General features: G+C 67.7%; 14 protein-coding genes. 6 read left to right on the forward strand and 8 right to left on the reverse strand.

Annotation, left to right across the window (positions count from 1 at the left end; genetic code table 11):
- Window positions 1-17: 17 nt before the first annotated feature.
- The 8 genes from BGO62_RS15555 to BGO62_RS15590 form a co-directional block, all read right to left on the reverse strand.
- The gene (locus BGO62_RS15555) at window positions 18-350 is read right to left on the reverse strand and encodes a flagellar protein FliT (protein ID WP_296644225.1); all 333 of its coding nucleotides are present in this window, start codon (window positions 348-350) and stop codon (window positions 18-20) included.
- A gap of 15 nt (window positions 351-365) precedes the next feature.
- Window positions 366-797, reverse strand: coding sequence for a flagellar export chaperone FliS (gene fliS, locus BGO62_RS15560; protein WP_296644228.1), 432 nt, complete (start codon window positions 795-797; stop codon window positions 366-368).
- A gap of 14 nt (window positions 798-811) precedes the next feature.
- Entirely contained in the window at window positions 812-2,812 is a 2,001-nt protein-coding gene (gene fliD, locus BGO62_RS15565; protein ID WP_296644232.1) for a flagellar filament capping protein FliD, read from the reverse strand.
- A 10-nt stretch (window positions 2,813-2,822) separates the two neighbouring features.
- A complete protein-coding gene (locus BGO62_RS15570) occupies window positions 2,823-3,173 on the reverse strand; it encodes a flagellar protein FlaG (protein WP_296644235.1) in 351 nt (116 codons plus the stop codon).
- 119 nt (window positions 3,174-3,292) lie between these two features.
- Complete coding sequence (locus tag BGO62_RS15575) at window positions 3,293-4,879, reverse strand: flagellin (RefSeq protein WP_296644238.1); 1,587 nt, start codon at window positions 4,877-4,879, stop codon at window positions 3,293-3,295.
- 448 nt (window positions 4,880-5,327) lie between these two features.
- Window positions 5,328-6,899, reverse strand: a complete 1,572-nt coding sequence (locus BGO62_RS15580) for a GGDEF domain-containing protein (RefSeq protein ID WP_296644240.1) — start codon at window positions 6,897-6,899, stop codon at window positions 5,328-5,330.
- A 310-nt stretch (window positions 6,900-7,209) separates the two neighbouring features.
- Window positions 7,210-7,857 carry a response regulator transcription factor gene (locus BGO62_RS15585; protein WP_296644243.1) on the reverse strand — a complete coding sequence of 216 codons (648 nt, stop codon included), beginning with the start codon at window positions 7,855-7,857 and terminating at the stop codon, window positions 7,210-7,212.
- A 49-nt stretch (window positions 7,858-7,906) separates the two neighbouring features.
- Complete coding sequence (locus BGO62_RS15590) at window positions 7,907-9,382, reverse strand: ATP-binding protein (RefSeq protein WP_296644245.1); 1,476 nt, start codon at window positions 9,380-9,382, stop codon at window positions 7,907-7,909.
- A gap of 173 nt (window positions 9,383-9,555) precedes the next feature.
- Between BGO62_RS15590 and amrB the strand changes: the two genes are divergently transcribed.
- From amrB to BGO62_RS15620, 6 genes are all read left to right on the forward strand, one after another.
- Window positions 9,556-10,929 carry an AmmeMemoRadiSam system protein B gene (amrB, locus tag BGO62_RS15595; protein WP_296644248.1) on the forward strand — a complete coding sequence of 458 codons (1,374 nt, stop codon included), beginning with the start codon at window positions 9,556-9,558 and terminating at the stop codon, window positions 10,927-10,929.
- The gene (amrS, locus tag BGO62_RS15600) at window positions 10,916-12,010 is read left to right on the forward strand and encodes an AmmeMemoRadiSam system radical SAM enzyme (RefSeq protein WP_296644249.1); all 1,095 of its coding nucleotides are present in this window, start codon (window positions 10,916-10,918) and stop codon (window positions 12,008-12,010) included. The genes amrB and amrS overlap by 14 nt, the downstream gene beginning before the upstream one ends.
- Window positions 12,007-12,663 carry an alpha/beta hydrolase gene (locus tag BGO62_RS15605; RefSeq protein WP_296644250.1) on the forward strand — a complete coding sequence of 219 codons (657 nt, stop codon included), beginning with the start codon at window positions 12,007-12,009 and terminating at the stop codon, window positions 12,661-12,663. The genes amrS and BGO62_RS15605 overlap by 4 nt, the downstream gene beginning before the upstream one ends.
- A gap of 177 nt (window positions 12,664-12,840) precedes the next feature.
- Window positions 12,841-13,560 (forward strand): ABC transporter ATP-binding protein, encoded by a 720-nt coding sequence (locus tag BGO62_RS15610; protein WP_363924513.1) that lies wholly within the window; start codon window positions 12,841-12,843, stop codon window positions 13,558-13,560.
- A 4-nt stretch (window positions 13,561-13,564) separates the two neighbouring features.
- On the forward strand, window positions 13,565-16,126 hold the full coding sequence (gene mgtA, locus BGO62_RS15615) for a magnesium-translocating P-type ATPase (RefSeq protein ID WP_296644252.1): 2,562 nt from the start codon (window positions 13,565-13,567) through the stop codon (window positions 16,124-16,126).
- Between the two features lie 4 nt (window positions 16,127-16,130).
- On the forward strand, window positions 16,131-18,500 hold the full coding sequence (locus tag BGO62_RS15620; RefSeq protein WP_296644253.1) for an ABC transporter permease: 2,370 nt from the start codon (window positions 16,131-16,133) through the stop codon (window positions 18,498-18,500).
- Window positions 18,501-18,512 lie beyond the last annotated feature (12 nt).

The raw sequence follows: 18,512 nt of genomic DNA on the forward strand, positions 1-18,512 counted from the left end.
TACATGCGGGGCGGGCCTTACGCCCGCTGCGCTCCGTAAGCGTCGACGCTGCGCTGGCCGGTGCGCGCCATGCTCAGGCGCTGCTGCAGCTCGTGCAGGCGCGGCTCGGTGAGCGCGCGGATCTTGGCGTCGTTCTGCAGGATGGTGCGGATGATCGCCACCTTGGCGCGCTGTTCGGTTTCGTTCAGCGGCACCGGCGCGGCCTGCATCAGGCTGCCGACGTAGCCCTGGCAGCGCTGCTCCAGCGCGGCCAGATGATCCCATTCGCCCTGGCTGGCGGCGTCCAGCATGGTGCCGGTGAGTGCGGAGAGCGATTCGTAGGTGGTGAGCATTTCGTTGCTGGTCATCATGGGCTCCGGTTCGGTTCAGGCGGCAACGTGCTGTCTGGCGGAAGAGGCGGGCTGCCCGCTGGCGCCGATCTGCTGCCAGGCGCCGTGCAGTTCGTGCAGCAGGCCCAGCACTTCTTCGAGCGGGGCGGCCTGGTTGTTGACGTGGGCGAGCATCAGGCGCTGGTTCATGTAGTCGTACAGCGCATCCAGTTGCAGCGCGATGTCGCTGCCCTGCTGCGGATCGAGCGCGGCACGCAGGCCGTCCAGGATGATGTTGCTGGCCTTGCTGATGGCGGCGGATTTCTTCGCCATGTCGCCATCGGCCAGGTGCTTGATCGCCATCCGCACCGCCAGTTCGGCGCCTTCGTACAGCATGACGATGAGCTGGTGCGGGCTGGCCGCGACGACGCCGGTTTCCAGGCCGACACTGGCGTAGGCATGCGCGGCGCTTCTCGTATTGGTGTACACGTCTGTCTCCTCGTTTATTTGTTCCGGCTGCTGCCGGGCAGGTTGGCCAGTTGCTGGGTCAGAAAGCTGCTGGTGCTGTTCATGCTCGCGAGCATGGAATCGAGCGCGGAAAACTGCGCGCGGTAGCGTTTCTCGATCTGCACCAGGCGCGCTTCCATCTGCTCCTGGCGCCGGTCCAGATTCTTGATGCTGCTGTCGATGCCGTCGGTGCGGGTCTTCAGGCTGCCCTCGTCGCCCAGCACGGAGTCGAGATACTGGCCGATCCGCGACGCATAGCCCTGGCTGAACGTGACGTTGCCGCGCGCGCCGAGCGCGCCGCCGGCGATGCGCAGCGCCAGGCCTTCGCTGGCGTTGCCGATGGCGCCGGTCAGCGTCTGTCCGCTGCCGCCGGCCGCGACGCCATTGATCGTGCCGGCGACATCGACGCCGGCGGTGACGACAGGGGCGGCGCCGAACAGGCCGGCCATGCCGCTGCCGCCGGTGACCTTGGCTTGCGAAGCGCTGCCGTACAGCGCCGAGGCGATGTTGAGCACGCCGCCGCTGTGGCTCACCAGCACGCTGCCGGCGGCGCCGGTCGCGCCATTGATCTTGCTCTGGATCTCGGCGGCCAGCGCGTCGGCGTCGGCGTATTCGGCGGCAGCGAGGACAATGCTGACCGCCTTGCCGTCGACCGTCAGGTCGAGCCGGTCGTTGACGCCGGCCTGCACGCTCAGGGCCGCCGCCTGGCTGCCCTGGGTGGCGCCGCGCGTCGCCAGCTGGGTGACGTTGACGGCGTAGCTGCCGGGAACGGTCTTGGCGGTGCTGGCGCTGTAGTTGACCAGGCTGTCGCTGGTTTTCCCCATCTTGGCGAACAGCGCCGCGATGTCGTCGAAATTCTTGTCGATGGCGGTATTGAGCTTGGCGTTGTCGAGCGCCAGCGTGCCGTCGCGGGTAAAGCCGACGCCGATCTGCGACAGGGTGGTGAGCGCGCCGCCGCTGTCGACCGAGCCATTCAGCAGGCTGCGCATCTCCACCTGGATCGCGCGCGCGGTGGAATCGCCCAGCAGCGCGCCGTTCTGCGCGCCGGGGCCATTGAAGGCGGTGAGGTTCTTGAGCGTTCCGCTGGCGTTGTTGTAGGCCTTGACGAAGGCTTCGACCGCAGCGGTGACGGCCCTGGTGTCGCGGCTGACGGCCAGCGTCAGTTTTTCGCCGGCATTCGCCTGGACCAGGTTCAGGGTGACGCCCTCGATGGCGTTCTTGACGGTGTTGGTGGGCTGCGTCACCGCGATGCCGTCGATTTCCAGCAGGGCGTCGCGCGCCGCGGCCTTCTGGCTGAGGTTTTTGCCGCTGCCGGCGGCAGCCGTCGGATCATAGGCCAGCGCCGACAGGCCGCCGCCGTCGAGGCCGTTGCCGTCGCCGTCGGCCACGCTGATTTTCAGGCTGTTGGCCGCGCCACTGTCGGCGGCGGTGAGCACCAGGCGGTTGCCGGCGGCGCCGCCGTCGTTGACGATGGTGGCGGTGACGCCCGCATTGGCGGCATTGATCGCATCGCGCACGCCGGCCAGCGTGTTGTTGGCCGGGTCGATGCTGATGCTTTTCACGGCCTTGCCGGCATTGGCGGTAAAGCTGTTCGAAACGCTGTCGTAGCTGCCGAACTGGATCGTCAGCGTGCCCGAGCCGACGACGTCGTCGGTCGAAGCGTAGCCGGCGGACGCCAGTTTATGCTGCTGCGCCAGCTGCTTGACCTCGATCTGGTAGCTGGCCGGGATGGCCTTGCCGCCGGCGCTGGCGCCGAGCACCTTGGTGTCGGACGAGACGGCGCTCAGCGCCTGGAATTTGCTGCCGCTGCCGAGATCCTTCAGCGCGGTCTGGAAGCCGGCGAGCGCGCCGCGCAGCTGGCCGAAAGCGGACAGCTTCTGGGTGTGCGCCAGCTCCTGCTTGGTCAAGGCGGCAAGCGGCTTGCGTTCCGACAGCATCAACTGTTCGACGATGCCGTTGACGTCGAGCCCCGATCCGATCCCTGCAGCTGAAACCATGGCCGGCTCCTCAGGCTTCGCGGTTGATCAACAGACCCTGCATGCGGTCTATGGATTTGGAAATGGCCAGCATTTCCTCGCTGGGAAACTGGCGCAGCACCTCCGCGGTTTCGGTGTCGACCATCTTGACGACGGTGCGTCCGCTGTCCTGGTCGAGCGAAAACTGGATGCTGGACGAGACCGACTGCACGTACGCATTGGCCGACTGCACGGCGGCTGCAACCGCTTCCTGGGTGGCGGGCTGCGCGGGCGCGAAAACGGGGTTGTCGAGCGTGGCGCGCTGCGCGGGGGTGACGGGGGCGGGTGCGGGGGCCTGCCGCAGCGCGGCAAGATCAACTGAATCGACTTTTCCAATGGACATGATGATTCCCCTCAATTAAGCGGCAAAGGCGGAGCCGGGAAAATCCCGCTCCGCCGCTTCGCCCGGGCGGCCGGGTTTGACTGAACCCGAACGCGCCCGTTGTGATGCACTTTCCAAACTTAGCCGCGCAGCAGCGAGAGCACGTTGTTCGGCAGCGAGTTGGCCTGCGCCAGCATCGCGGTACCGGCCTGCTGCAGGATCTGGCCGCGCGTCAGCGAGGCGGTCTCGGCGGCGAAGTCGGCATCGATGATGCGGCTGCGCGCGCCCTGCAGGTTCTCGGCGGTCACCTGGATGTTGCCGATGGCGTTCTCGAAGCGGCTCTGCACCGCGCCCAGGGTGCCGCGCGCGCTGTTCACCGAGTTGATCGCCGCATCCATCGCCTTCATGGCGTTGTTGGCGCCGGCGACGCTGGAAATGTCGAGCGTGGCGAAGCCGGTCTGGGCGCTGCCGGGCGTGGCGGCGTTGGCGCCCGCGGTCAGGCCGGTCTGCTCGGTCACGTTGCCGGTACCGGCGATGTCGATGTTGCCGGAGCCGCCGATCGAGGTCAGGGTCAGCGCGCCGCCGGAAACCGATGCCTGGACGCCGGTGGTGCCGGTCTTGGCATTGATCGCGGTGGTCAGGTCGGTCAGGCGGGTGGCGGCATCGGCAGCGGCGCCGACTTCGATGTTCTCGCCGTTGATGGTGAAGGCCGCGCCGGACAGGGCCGAGAAGGTGCCGGGGGTGGCGGGGGTGCCGCCGGTTGCCGGGGTGCCGCCGGTGTGGTTGGCGACGAAGCCGGCGCCGAAGGTGCCGTCGGATGTGGTGCCTGCCGCCGCAACTGTCGAGCCGACGGCGTCGGAGAACGACGTGGTGATGGCCATGTCGGTGCCGTCGGCCTTGGTGATCACCAGGTCGCCGCCGGCGACCGTGCCAGCCAGGGTATAGGCGCCGCCGCTGGCTGCGACAAAAGCGGCGATGTCGGTTTGCAGGTTGGCGGCGGAGGCATTGCCGACCAAGCGGTCGGAGGCGACCGCGCCGTCGATCTTGACCTGGAAGGCGTCGGCGGCATTGTCGGATGCGGCCTGGACATAGGCGCCGGAAACCGCGGAAGCGGTCGGCGTTGCCGGCGTCCCCGGCACGGCGGCGACGTAGCCCGCGCCCACCGGTGCGGCGCCGGTAACCGGCGCGGCCGCGGTGTCGACGCTGGTCCAGCTGCCGAGCGCCGAGATCTGGGCGTTGGCGATGCCGGCGACGTTGATGGTCTCGCCGGCGTTGGCGCCGACCTGGAAGGCTTGCAGGGTGAAGCTGCCGTCGAGCAGTTTCAGGCCGTTGAATTCGGTCTGCTTGGCGACGCGGTCGATTTCGGACAGCAGCTGGCCGGCCTCGGCGTTGAGCGCCTTGCGGTCGTCGGCGCTGTTGCTGGCGTTGGCGGACTGCACGGACAGTTCGCGCACCCGCTGCAACATGTCGCCGATCTTGCCGAGCGCGCCTTCGGCGGTCTGCGCCAGCGAAATGCCGTCGTTGGCGTTGCGGGCGGCGACGTTGAGGCCGCGGATCTGCGACGTCATGCGCTCGGAAATCGCCAGGCCGGCGGCATCGTCCTTGGCGCTGTTCACGCGCAGGCCGGAAGACAGGCGCTGGATCGAGGTGTTGAGCGCGGACTGCGAGGTACCGAGGTTGCGCTGCGTGTTGAGCGAAGCGATGTTGGTATTGATTACTGCTGCCATGATATTTCTCCTTGTGTGGATCGATGGTTCCGGCTTTATGCCCCAAGGGGCTGCTCTGGTGCCGTCAACGTGGGTCTTGGCCGCTGGGGCTACATGAACCGCCGTTGTGAGAGGAATCGTCGGGTCGCCGAGAAAGTTAAGGCTTTGGAATCAAAAATATGCACGCGTTTCACGCCTCGTCCGCGGCGCGACAAAGAGGAATCGTCGGAGGTGGGAGAAAGTTGAGGCTGCGTTGCAAAAAACTTCATGGCGAGCATTCGTAAGCGCGGGGCATGCACCAAGCGCCCCTTGTAGGCGCCCGATGCCGCGGGGGTTGCGGCGGCACGAAAATCGCGGCGGGGCGCCGCTCCCACAGGAAGGCGCTCAGGCCGAAGCTGTAGGAGGCCCGCCCCCGGGCCGATGGCCTGAAAACAACGGATATCTACACGCAGATTGCGGACCATTGGATTTAGCCGGCCTCACCGGGAACATCCGCCGCCCGGGAAACCCGGTTCTTGCCGGCGCGCTTGGCTTCGTACATGGCGGCGTCGGCGCGGGCGATGGCGGCTTCCTGCGATTCGCCAGGGGCGCGCGCGGCGACGCCGGCGCTGAAAGTGATCAGCACGCGCTCGTTGTTGTCGAGGAAGTATTTCTTGGTGAGGCTGCGCTGCAGCCGGGTGACGATACTCATGGCCTCGTCGAGCGGCGTGTTGGGCAGCAGGATGAGGAATTCCTCGCCGCCCATGCGCGCGATGTGGTCGGTGAGGCGCAGTTCTTCCTTGGCGATCTTGACCAGATGGATCAGCGCCTCGTCGCCGGTCTGGTGGCCGCGTTTGTCGTTGAGTGCCTTGAAGTTGTCGACGTCCAGCACGGCGATGCAGAACGGCGAGGCATAGCGGTCGGCGCGCGAGGCTTCGCGTGCGAATTCGTCGTCGAGGCCGCGCCGGTTGAGGCTGCGGGTGAGCGGATCCTCGCGCACCAGGGCGCTCATTTCGGCGAGCTGGGTTTCCAGTTGGCGGATGCGGCTTTCGGCCTGCAGGGCGGCGTCGCGCTCCTGGATCAGCTGGCTGTGGGCGCGGCGGGTGTCCGACTGCGCGGTGCGGGTTTCTTCCAGCAGGCTTTCGAGGATGCGGTTCAGTTCCCGCACGTCTTCGGTGCTGCCGATGCGTTCGATGTGGGAGGCGATTTTTCCCTGGTACTCGTCGTTGGCCGCCACGGCGTCGCGCATGCGGCTGACGAAGGTGGTCATGGTGGCTTTCAGCGTGGCGGTGGCTTCGCGCAGGCCGTGCTTGACCAGGCTTTGCTTGAAGATCACTTCCTTGAGCCGTTTTTCCGCTTCCTGCAGCGACTGCAGCCTGAGCGGGCCGGCGACGATTTCCTGCACCATGTCGAGCTGGCCGCGCAGCCAGGTGTCGTCGTCGAGCAGTTCGCCGATGTTTTCCACCAGCAGCAGAATGCGCCGGAACGTTTCCTGCCGGTCGTGGAGGTGCGAGGCGTGCTGATCGATATCGATCCACAGCGATTTCAGGCTGGCTGCGGCATTGCGCAGGGCGCTGGCGCTGCTGGCTTCGCGCACGGCGGCGGCCAGCTGTTGCGCCCTGTCCGCCAGCGTGGGGTGGTGCGACAACTGGGGGATGAGGCCGAATTCCAGGGTTTTGGCGAGCAGGTCGCGCAGCAGGGCCAGGTCTTCCTCGCTGCCGCTGCCATCCGTCCGCTGCTTGAGCTGCAGCGCGATCTGGCTCAGCTGCTTGCGGCATTGCGCCCAGTCGCCTTTGCGGATGGCCCGGTCGAGGATTTCCACCGGGCCCGCCAGTTCGGGATGGTGCAGGCTGAGGTCCATGACCAGGCCGGACAGCGCGCTGGCGGCGGTGGCGGCGATGGCCGTCGTCGCCGCCATGCCGGGCGCGCCGGCGATTTCCTCGTACAGGGTCTGGTAGTTGTCCGGGGTCGGCGCGATCCGGCGCAGCGCAAGGCGGCGCAAGGTTTCACGCGCGACTTCGGTCGGATTGGCAAGATTGATTTTGACGGTTGGCTCGGCCATGTCGGCACTCAGACCCGGAAAGGGCAATTCGCTATGCCCGCAAGGGGCAGGCCGTGATTTGCAAAGCCGGCGAACCGGCAACAATCACGCTCTGCCTCGCATGTTAAGGCGGGCGGAAGGGGGCTGAAGGACGGATTAGGGCAGGAAAACCCCGGCAATTCCGAAGACAGGTGCAAGATTCAAGTTACAAGTTGCAAGGAAAACCTAGCCGCTTGAACCTTGAACCTTGAACCTTGAACCTTGAACCTTGAACCTTGAACCTTGTAACTTGTAACTTGTAACTTGTAACTTGCAACTCGCATCTTGCATCTCAGTCAAGCAGCCCTTGCTTGATCGCGTAATGCGTCAGCTCGGCGTTGTTCTTGAGCTGCATTTTCTTCAGCAGGCGGGCGCGGTACATGCTGATGGTCTTGACCGACAGCGCCAGCTGGTCGGCGATGAGGCTGACGGTCAGCCCGGAGGCGATCATGCACAGGGTCTGGTATTCGCGGTTGGAGAGGCCTTCGTGCGGCAGGCCGGTGCGTTCGCCGCTGATTTCGCTGGCGAGTTCCTGGGCGACTTCGGCGCTGATGTATTTCTTGCCCGAGGCGACCAGGCGGATGGCGTCGATCAGTTGATCCGGCGCGCTCTGCTTGTTGAGGTAGCCGGCGGCGCCGGTCTTCAGCGCACGCACCGCGTACTGGGTCTCGCGGTGCATCGAGAGCATCAGCACCTTGATGCCGGGATGTTCGCTCTTCAGCAGTTCCAGGGTTTCCAGGCCGCTGCGGTCGGGCATGGAAATGTCCATCAGCACCAGGTCCCAGGGCTCCCGCCGGGCCATCTGCAGGGCGTTTCTCGCGCAGTCGGCCTCGCCGGCGACTTCGATGTCGTCGACTTCGGCGAGGATTTGCTTGAGTCCTTCGCGGACGATGGCATGGTCGTCGACGATGAGGATGCGGTAGGGTTTGACGGCGGCCACGGTTTGAACGGTTTTTCGAGTTTACAGGCGGTATGGGGGGATTATGCCGTCATTTTGGCGTGGCGGGCGGGGCGGCGGGCAGGGGGATGCGCAGGCTGACCTGGGTGCCGCGGCGCCGCGCGGGCTGCACGCTGAATTCGCCGCCGAGCGCCGCGGCGCGTTCGCGCATGCCGAGGACGCCGAAGCCGTGCTTGCCGCTTTTGCCGCGGCACGGCTGGATGCCTTGGCCGTCGTCGGTGACGCTTACCCGCAGGCTGTCGCGATCGCGGACCAGGCTGACTTTGACTTTGCTGGCGCGGGCGTGCTTGGCCACATTGGTCAGCGCTTCCTGGACGATGCGGAACACGGCGATGGCAAGCTCCGGATCGAGCGGAATGGCCGCGTCGGGGGCGCTGAATTCATGGGCGATGTCGGTGTTGTGGCTGAACCGCTGCAGCTGCCAGTCGATGGCCGACACGATGCCGAAATCCAGCATGGCGGGGCGCAGGTTGGACGCGATGCGGTGCGTTGCTTCGATGGTCTGGTCGACCACGTTGTCCAGATAGGCGGTGCGTTCGATCAGGCCGGCCTCGCCGGGCGGCAGATGCCGCTTGAGCCAGGAGAGGCCGATCTTGATCGCGGTGAGATTGCCGCCGAGGTCGTCGTGCACCTCGCGGGCAAGGTGCAGGCGCTCCTGTTCCTTGACCGCCTCGACGTGCGCGGCCAGCGCACTCAGCTGCGCCCGAGAACGCCGGATTTCCGCCTCGGCCTGTTTGCTGTGCGTCACGTTCAGCATGATGCCGTCCCAGATCAGGCCGTCCGGCGCTTCGCGCCGGCTGACGCGGAGGTTGACCCATTTCACGTCCTTCCAGGCTTCCATCCAGATGCGGCCTTCCCAGTTGAAGGTCATGTGGCTGCCGCCTGCTGCGGCCAGCCGGGCCAGGTAATCGGCCTTGTCTTCCTCCAGGATCAGCCCGGCGAAGCGTTCCGGATGGGCGCGCAGGGCAGGCGCCTTGATGCCGAGCAGCTGCGCGGATTGCTCGCTGACGTAGCGCAGCGAGGTGGTGCCGTCGTGCTTGCGCAGCACCTGATAGGCCATGCCGGGGATATGCGCCACGATCGCGCGCAGGTCGGAGGCCGAGTGCGCCAGCGCCTGCCGCGTTGCTTCGCGCTGGCTGATGTCGTCGGCAATGCAGATGAAAACCGGCTGGCCGCGATGGGTCGCGCAGGATAACCGGGCCTCGACCGGGTAGCGGCTGCCGTCGCGGCGGCGGCAGTGCGCATTCAGCGCGATGCGGCGCTTCTTCCCGCTTTTCAGCAGGGCAAGCAGGGTGTGGAACGTCTGCGTGTCCTCGGGCGCCAGCACGTCCAGCGGCGTCAGCTTCTGCAAGGACTTGAGCGGATACTGCAGGTTGTGTGCCGCGGACGGGTTGGCCTGGACGATCTGCAGGGTGTCCGCGTCGAATACCATAAGCTCGGTGGCCGATTCCTGCAGGATCGCCTTCAACAGCGCGCCTTCGTCGGTCGCTTGCCTGGGTGAGCCCATATCCCTCCTGATGATCGAAACAATGGCGATCCGGGCTGCCTCGCCCACGCCATTATGGCGAGAATTCCCGGGTTCCCGGCAAGGTTACCGGATGGCGCGGATTTCCGGCAGCCGGGCTTGAAATTCCGCCGGTTTCCCCGCATTGACTAAACTGGTAGTTGGAAGGATTGCGTATGCACACCACCCGCCCTGCCGCCGTTGCGGGATCGTTCTATCCGGATAACCCCGTCGCGCTCCGGCAAACGCTTGCCGAACTGCTGGCGCATGCCCGGTCGGGCGCGGCGCCGCGAGCGCCCAAGGCCTTGATCGTGCCGCACGCCGGCTACCTGTATTCCGGCGCCGTCGCCGCCAGCGCCTATGCGCGCCTGGGCGATGGGCGCGGGCGTATTCGCCGGGTGGTGCTGCTCGGCCCCGCCCACCGCGTCTACGTGCGCGGGCTGGCGCTGCCCGAGGCGGAGCGCTTTGCCACTCCGCTCGGCGAAATCCTGCTGGATCGCGAGGGCATGCGGCGCCTCGCCGATCTGCCGCAGGTGGGCGCAAGCGCCGCGGCGCACCGGATGGAGCATTCGCTGGAAGTGCAGCTGCCTTTCCTGCAGCAGGTGCTGGGCGATTTCCTGCTGCTGCCGCTGGTGGTGGGCGCGGCGACCGCGGCCGAGGTGGCCGAGGTGCTGGAACGGGCATGGGGCGGCGACGAGACGCTGATCGTGGTCAGTTCCGACCTGTCGCATTTTCTGCCCGATGCGGCCGCCCGCAAGGCGGACGGCGAGACCGTGGACGCGATCCTGGCGCTGGATACGCAGCTCGATCACGAACAGGCCTGCGGGGCCACGCCGATCAACGGCCTGCTGCTGGCGGCCAGGAAGCATGGCCTGCATGCGGTCAAGCTGGACGTGCGCAATTCCAGCGACGCCGCCGGCGATCCCGAGCGGGTGGTCGGCTATGCCGCCTTCGCGTTCGAGCCCGCAGCCGGCACCGACCGGCCGGATGCGGAAAAAGGCTCGGCCTTGCTGAAGCTGGCGCGTTCGGAAATTGCCTCCCGGCTGGGGCGGGCGACGGCGAATCCCGTCAAGGCCGCCTGGCTGCAGGAACCGGGCGCGAGCTTCGTCACCCTGACCCGGCAGGGCGAGTTGCGCGGCTGCATCGGCACCCTGGAAGCGCACCGCCCGCTGGAAATCGACGTGCGCGAGAATGCGGCGGCGGCGGCGTTCCGCGACCCGCGCTTCATGCCGCTGGGCCGCGACGAGTTCGAGGAAATCCGGGTCGAGGTGTCGCTGCTGTCGCCGGCCGAAACGCTGGCGGTGAGCGATGAAGCCTCGGCGCTGGCCGCGTTGCGGCCGCACGTCGACGGCGTGGTGTTGGAGTTCCGGCATTTCAGAAGCACTTTCCTGCCGCAGGTATGGGAACAGTTGCCCGAGCCCGCCGATTTTCTGGCCCAACTCAAGCGCAAGGCCGGGCTGCCCGCGGATTTCTGGTCCGAAAGCGTGCGCCTGGCGCGCTACAGCGTCACGAAGTGGAAGGAGGAGACGCGACGCCATGAGCATTCCTGAATCGCATTACCCCGCGCGCTGGTGGCGCGTGCTGCCGGACGGCCGCATCGAATGCGACCTCTGCCCGCGCTTCTGCAAGCTGCACGAGGGCCAGCGCGGGCTGTGCTTCGTGCGCAAGATGGAAGGCGGCAAGATGGTGCTCACCACCTACGGCCGCTCGTCCGGTTTCTGCGTCGATCCCATCGAGAAGAAGCCGCTCAACCACTTCTATCCCGGCAGCTCGGTGTTCTCCTTCGGCACCGCCGGCTGCAATCTGGCCTGCAAGTTCTGCCAGAACTGGGACATCTCCAAATCGCGCGAGACCGACACGCTGATGGACCGGGCTTCGCCGGACGAGATCGCCGCCGCGGCCGAAAAGAGCGGCTGCAAGAGCGTGGCCTTCACCTACAACGATCCGGTCATCTTCGCCGAGTACGCGATGGACGTGGCCGACGCCTGCCATGCGCGCGGCCTCAAGACCGTGGCGGTCACCGCCGGCTACATCACCGAGGAAGCGCGCCGCGAGTTCTTCGCGAAAATGGACGCGGCCAACGTCGACCTCAAGGCCTTCACCGACGATTTCTACGTCCAGCTGACCGGCGCCCATCTGCAGCCGGTGCTCGACACGCTGACGTACCTGAAGCGCGAGACGGATACGTGGTTCGAGATCACCACGCTCCTGATCCCCGGCCACAACGATTCCGACGCCGAGATCGAGGCGATGAGCCGGTGGATCCTGCGCGAGCTCGGGCCCGACGTGCCGCTGCACTTCTCCGCCTTCCACCCCGACTGGAAGATGCGCGACGTGCCGCCGACGCCGGCCGCCACGCTGACCCGCGCGCGCGACATCGCGCTGCAGGCCGGTCTGCATTACGCCTATACCGGCAACGTGCACGACACCACGGGCGGCACCACGTACTGCCCCGGCTGCCATGCGCCGCTGATCGTGCGCGACTGGTATCGCATCGACGATTACAAACTCACCCCCGACGGCGATTGCCCGCATTGCGGCAGCGCCATCGCCGGCCGTTTCGGCGCGTTCGGCCATCCCTTCGGCAACCGCCGCATCCCGGTCGCCATGCACCGCGAGGACCGCGCATGAGCGCTGCCAGCCTGGTCCGCATCCCGGCCGGCAACGCGACCGTCGACGGCATGCTGGAGATTCCCAACGCCGCCGTCGGGCTGGTGCTGTTCGCCCACGGCAGCGGCTCGTCGCGCCATTCGCCGCGCAACAACCAGGTGGCCGGCGTGCTGCGGCAGGCCGGCGTCGGCACCCTGTTGATGGATTTGCTGACGGCAGAAGAAGACCGCGATTATTCGCGGCGCTTCGACATCGCGCTGCTGACCCGACGCCTGCTGCAAGCGGCGCACTGGGCGGTTTCGCAGCCCGCCGCCCGCGAACTGCCGCTCGGTTTCTTTGGCGCCAGCACCGGCGCCGCCGCTGCGCTCGAAGCCGCCGCCGTTCTGGGCGGCCAGGCGCGCGCCGTGGTCTCGCGCGGCGGCCGCCCCGATCTGGCGGACCGCGCAGCTCTGGGGAGCGTGACAGCGCCGACCCTGCTGCTGGTGGGCGGCCTCGACGACGGCGTGATCGAACTCAACCGGCAGGCCTATGACCAGCTGCAATGCGAAAAGGAACTGGCGATCGTTCCCGGCGCCAGCCACCTGTTCGAGGAGGCCGGCACGCTGGAGGCGGTGGCGCGCCAGGCCGCAGCCTGGTTCGCGGAGCATCTGCCGGCGCAGCAACGCTCCCGCTAGGAGGGGCGCCTTGATGCCCCATGGGTACGCGCCCCGAATTTCGCACACGGGCACTCTTTACGGCATCGGCGCGGGGCGGGCGAGCGTGATTGTTGCCGCTTCAGCGGCTTACAAGCACGGCCTACCCCCTGCGGGTACTCCCACACCGCTTTCATGAGCCATGGCAAGATGAGCCGCATGCCTGCCGACCCAGCCAACGCCGTTTTCGCCGCCCGCGGCCTCACCAAGGTCTACCGCATGGGCGAGGTCGAGGTGCAGGCGCTGCGCGGCATCGACATCACGCTCTATCGCGGCGAGCTGGTGGTGCTGCTCGGCGCCTCGGGCAGCGGCAAGTCGACGCTCTTGAACATCCTCGGCGGGCTCGACGCGCCCTCCGGCGGCGAGGTCTACTACCTCGACCACAAGCTGACCGGCGCGTCCGAGGCCGATCTCACCCGCTTCCGCCGCGAACACGTCGGCTTCGTGTTCCAGTTCTACAACCTGATCCCCAGCCTCACCGCGCGCGAAAACGTCGCCGCGGTGACCGAGATCGCCACCGCGCCGATGCGCCCCGAAGACGCGCTGGCGCTGGTGGGGCTGGGCCAACGGCTCGATCACTTCCCGGCGCAGCTGTCTGGCGGCGAGCAGCAGCGGGTGGCGATCGCCCGCGCCATCGCCAAGAATCCGGCGGTGCTCTTGTGCGACGAGCCGACCGGCGCGCTCGATTCGGCCACCGGCGTGGTGGTGCTGGAGGTGCTGGAAAAGGTGAACCGCGAACTCGGCACGCTGACCGTGCTGATCACCCACAACGCCGGCATCGCCGACATGGCCGACCGCGTGATCCGCCTGTCGGACGGCCGCATTGCCGATATTCGCAGCAACGCCGCGAAGAAGGCGGCACGCGAATTGAGCTGGTAACGCCATGCCAACGCCGGACAGACAGCCTCCCGAGCGTCTCTGGCAGCAGCCTCTGGCCGAACTCCTGGCCGCGCTGAACACCCGGCCCGAAGGCCTGGACGCTGCCGAAGCCGCCGCCCGTCTGGCCCGCAGCGGCCCGAATCTGCTGCGCCCGCGGGCCGAGCGGGCCTGGCTGCTGGCGTTCTTCGCCCGCTTCCGCAATCCGCTGGTGCTGGTGCTGCTGGCGGCGAGCGCCATCGCCGGCTTCCTCGGCGACATGCGCAGCTTCGTCGTCATCGACGTCATCGTGCTGATGAGCGTGACGCTCGACTTCGTCCAGGAATACCGCGCCGGCCGCGCCGTCGATCGCCTCAAACGCCAGGTCGCCCTGCGCGCCAGCGTCGTGCGGGACGGGCAGACGCACGAGGCGGCGGTGGCCGATCTGGTCCCGGGCGACGTGGTGCTGCTGGCGGCCGGCGATCTGGTCCCCGCCGACGCCCGGGTGCTGGAGGCGCGCGACTTGTTCGTCAACCAGGCGCTGCTGACCGGCGAATCCTATCCGGTGGAAAAGCATGCGGCGGACCTCGAACCGGAGCGCGACCCCGACGGCGGCATCGCGGCGGCGACCAACGCCGTTTTCATGGGCACGTCGATCGTCAGCGGCTCCGCCCGGGTCGTGCTGGCGCGCACCGGATCGGATACGGCACTGGGGGAGATCGCCGACACCCTGGCGCGGCGGCCGCCGCGCACCGCCTTCGAGCGGGGCACCCGGGACTTCGGCAACCTGATCCTGCGCCTGACCCTGCTGCTGGTGCTGTTCGTACTGCTGGTGAATGCGCTGTTCCAGCGTCCGCTGCTGGAGTCCTTCCTGTTCGCCGTCGCCCTGGCGGTGGGGCTGACGCCGGAACTGCTGCCGATGGTGGTGTCGGTCACCCTGTCGCAGGGCGCCATGCGGCTGGCGCGCAGCCGCGTCATCGTCAAACGGCTGTCGGCGGTACAGGATCTGGGCGGCATCGACGTGCTGTGCACCGACAAGACCGGCACCCTCACCGAGGGCCGCATCCGGCTGGAGCGGCACGTCGATGCCGCCGGCAGGGACAGCGGCCGGGTGCTGGAACTTGCCTATCTCAACAGCTATTTCGAAACCGGCATCAGGAGCCCGCTCGACGACGCCATCCTCGCCCACCGCCACGTCGACGTCGGCAGCTGGCGCAAGATCGACGAGGTGCCGTTCGATTTCGAGCGGCGCCGGGTGTCGGTGCTGCTGGAGCAGGGCGGCCAGCGCACCCTGGCGGTCAAGGGCTCGCCGGAAGACATCCTGCGCCTGTGCACCGGCTACGAAGCGGACGGCCGGCAGCATGCGCTGGACGCCGCCGCCCGCGCCCGCATCCAGGCCCTGTTCGAATCGCTGAGCCGCGACGGCTTCCGCGTGCTCGGCATCGCCTGGCGCAGCGAGCCGCCGCAGCACGATCATGCCGTCCTCGGCGACGAGGCGGATCTGGTGTTCAGCGGCTTTGCCGCCTTCCTCGACCCGCCCAAGGCCAGCGCCGCGCCGGCCCTGGCCGCGCTGGCGCAGGACGGCATCGCGCTGAAGATCGTCAGCGGCGACAACGAGTTCGTCGCCCGCTACATCTGCGCGCAGCTCGGCGTGGCGGTCAGCGGCGTGCTGACCGGCGGCGAGATCGCGCAGCTCGACGATGCGGCGCTGCAGGCGCGGGCGCAGGGCGCCAATCTATTCTGCCGCATCACGCCGGCGCAGAAGACCCGTGTCCTGGCCGCGCTGCGCGCACGCGGCCACGTGGTCGGCTTCCTCGGCGACGGCATCAACGATGCGCCCGCGCTGCACACGGCGGACGTCGGCATCTCGGTGGACAGCGCGGTGGACGTGGCGAAGGAGGCTGCCGACCTGATCATGCTGGAGCACGACCTGCAGGTGTTGCATGCGGGGGTGCGGGAGGGGCGGCGCACCTTCGGCAACGTCACCAAGTACATCATGATGGGAACCAGCTCCAACTTCGGCAACATGTTCAGCATGGCCGGCGCGACGCTGCTGCTGCCGTTCCTGCCCATGCTGCCGCTCCAGATTCTGCTCAACAACTTCCTCTACGATCTGTCCGAAATCGCCATTCCGCTCGACAGCGTCGATGAAGCGGCGCTGGCCAGGCCGCGAACCTGGGACATGCATTTCATCCGCAACTTCATGCTCACCCTGGGGCCGGTCAGCTCCGTGTTCGATTTCCTGACGTTCTACGTCATGCTCGGTGTATTCCATGCCGGCGAGGCGCTGTTCCACACCGGCTGGTTCGTCGAGTCGGTGGTGACCCAGGTGCTGGTGATCTTCGTCATCCGCACCCGCGGCAACCCGTTCGCCAGCCGGCCGCATCCGGCGCTGGCCGCGCTGTCCCTGCTGGTGGTCGCGGTGGCGATCGCGCTGCCCCTGACGCGCCTCGGCGCGCAGCTGGGATTCGTCCCGCCGCCGGCCGCGTTCTACGCCGTGCTCGCAGGCATCGCGGCCGCCTACCTGTTCGCCGTGTACGCGATGAAGCGCGTGTTTTACCGGAGCTGGGACGCGCGCGCGGCCCGCTGACGGCGTGAAGGCCCTCGACCGCAAACTCTTCCGCGATCTGTGGCATCTGCGCGGCCAGGTGCTGGCGATCGCCGCGGTGATCATGGGCGGCGTCGCCACCATGGCGATGTCGCTCTCGACTTACGATTCGCTGGTCGCTACGCGCGACCGCTTCTATGCTGAATACCGTTTCGCCGACGTGTTCGAAAGCCTCAAGCGCGCGCCCGAGCCGGTGGCCGAGCGGATCGCCGCGATTCCCGGGGTGGAGCGCATGGAGACGCGGGTGAAGGCCGGAGTGAAGCTGGAGGTGGCAGGGTTTTCCGATCCCGTCACCGGCCAGCTGCTGTCGCTGCCGGACGTCGGTGCGGCGCAGCTCAACCGGCTGTATCTCAAGCGCGGACGCAGCGTGCAGCCATGGAGTGCGGACGAGGCGGTGCTGTCCGACACCTTCGCCGACGCCCACGGCCTGCAGCCGGGCGACACCCTCGCCGCGATCATCAACGGCAAGCGCAAGCGGCTCACCGTGGTCGGCGTCGCGGTGTCGCCGGAATACGTCTACCAGATCGCGCCCGGCGCCATGTTCCCCGACTTCAAGCGCTACGGCGTGCTGTGGATGGGACGCAGCGCGCTCGCCGCCGCCTACGACATGGAGGGCGCGTTCAACCAGGTCAGCCTGACGCTGGCGCGCGATGCCCGCGAACAGGACGTGATCGACCGCGTCGATGCCATCCTGGCGGACTACGGCGGCACCGGCGCCTACGGCCGCCGCGACCAGTTCTCCAACCGTTTCCTGCGCGAGGAGCTGAAGCAGCTGCGCACCATGGCCGTCGTGTTCCCGGCCATTTTCCTCGGCGTCGCCGCCTTCCTGCTCAACGTGGTGCTGGGCCGGCTGATCGCGCTGCAGCGCGATCAGATCGCCATCCTCAAGGCCTTCGGCTACGGCTATGCGGCGATCGGCGGCCACTTCGTCAAGCTGGTGCTCATGATGGCGCTGCTCGGCGTGGCGGCGGGGGTGGCGCTCGGCGCCTGGTTCGGCCAGGGGCTGTCGCACGTCTACACCGAAACGACGTTCCGCTTTCCCTATCTCGACTACCGGCTCAATGCCGGGGTGATTCTGATCGCTCTGGGGGTCAGCTGCCTGGCGGCGGTCAGCGGCACGCTGCTCTCGGTGGTGCGCGCGGTGCGGCTGCCGCCGGCCGAGGGCATGCGTCCGGAAATGCCGGTGGCCTACCGTACCTCGCTGGTCGAGCGCATCGGCCCTGCGCGCTGGCTTGCCGCGCCGACGCGCATGGTGCTGCGCCACATCGGGCGCCATCCGCTGAAGTCGCTGCTGACCGTGCTCGGCATCGCCTGCGCCTGCGGTCTGATGATGGTGGGCAACTACCAGAAGGGCGCGATCGATTTCATGGTCGACGTGCAGTTCCGCCAGGCCTCGCGCGAGGATCTGGCGCTCTCCTTCATCGAGCCGACTTCCGGCCGTGCGCTGCACGAGCTGGCGGCGCTGCCGGGCGTCGATTTCGTCGAGGGTTTTCGCGACGTGCCGGCGATCCTGCGCTTCGGGCAGTACCGTCACCGCGGCGCGATCTTCGGCATCCAGCCCGAGGGCCAGCTGCACCGCTCGCTCGACCGCAAGCTGCAGCCGGTGGCGGTGCCGCCGGGCGGCGTGGTGCTCACCGACCACCTGGCCAACGCGATCCTGCACGTCAAGCCGGGCGACCTGCTGACGGTGGAAATCCTCGAAGGCAGCCGCCCGGTGCGGCAGGTGCCGGTGCTCGGCATCACCAGACAGTTTCTCGGGGTGTCGGCCTACATGCAGCAGGATTCGTTGAATGCCCTGATGCGCGAGGGCGGCGCGGTGTCGGGCGCCTATCTGGCGGTGCGGCCCGGCAGCGAGGCCGAACTCTACGCAAAGCTGCACGCGCGCCCGCGCGTGCTCGGCATGGTCGCCAACCGGGCGGCGATCCAGAGCTTCTACGCCACCATCGGCGAGTTCATCCTGTTCTACAACCTGGTGGCGACCCTGCTGGCCGGCGCCATCGGCTTCGGCGTGGTCTACAACAGCGCGCGCATCGGCCTTTCCGAGCGCGGCCGCGAGCTTGCCAGCCTGCGCGTGCTGGGCTTCACCCGCGGCGAGATCGCCTATATCCTGCTGGGGGAACTGGCGCTGCTGACGCTGGCGGCGATTCCGGCCGGCTTCGTGGTCGGCATCGGCCTGGTCGGCATCCTGGTGGTGGCGTTCCAGAGCGAGCTGTACCGGCTGCCGCTGATCCTGACGCCGGAAAACTATGCCATGGGCGCTTCCGTCGTCATCGTCTCCGCGCTGCTGTCCGGGCTGCTGCTGTGGCATCGCCTCGGCCGGCTCGATCTGGTGGCGGTATTGAAAACTCGCGAATAGGGCAACGGGGAA

The organism is Thiobacillus sp. 65-1402 (assembly GCF_001897685.1).
In the GTDB taxonomy this organism is placed as follows: domain Bacteria; phylum Pseudomonadota; class Gammaproteobacteria; order Burkholderiales; family Thiobacillaceae; genus Thiobacillus.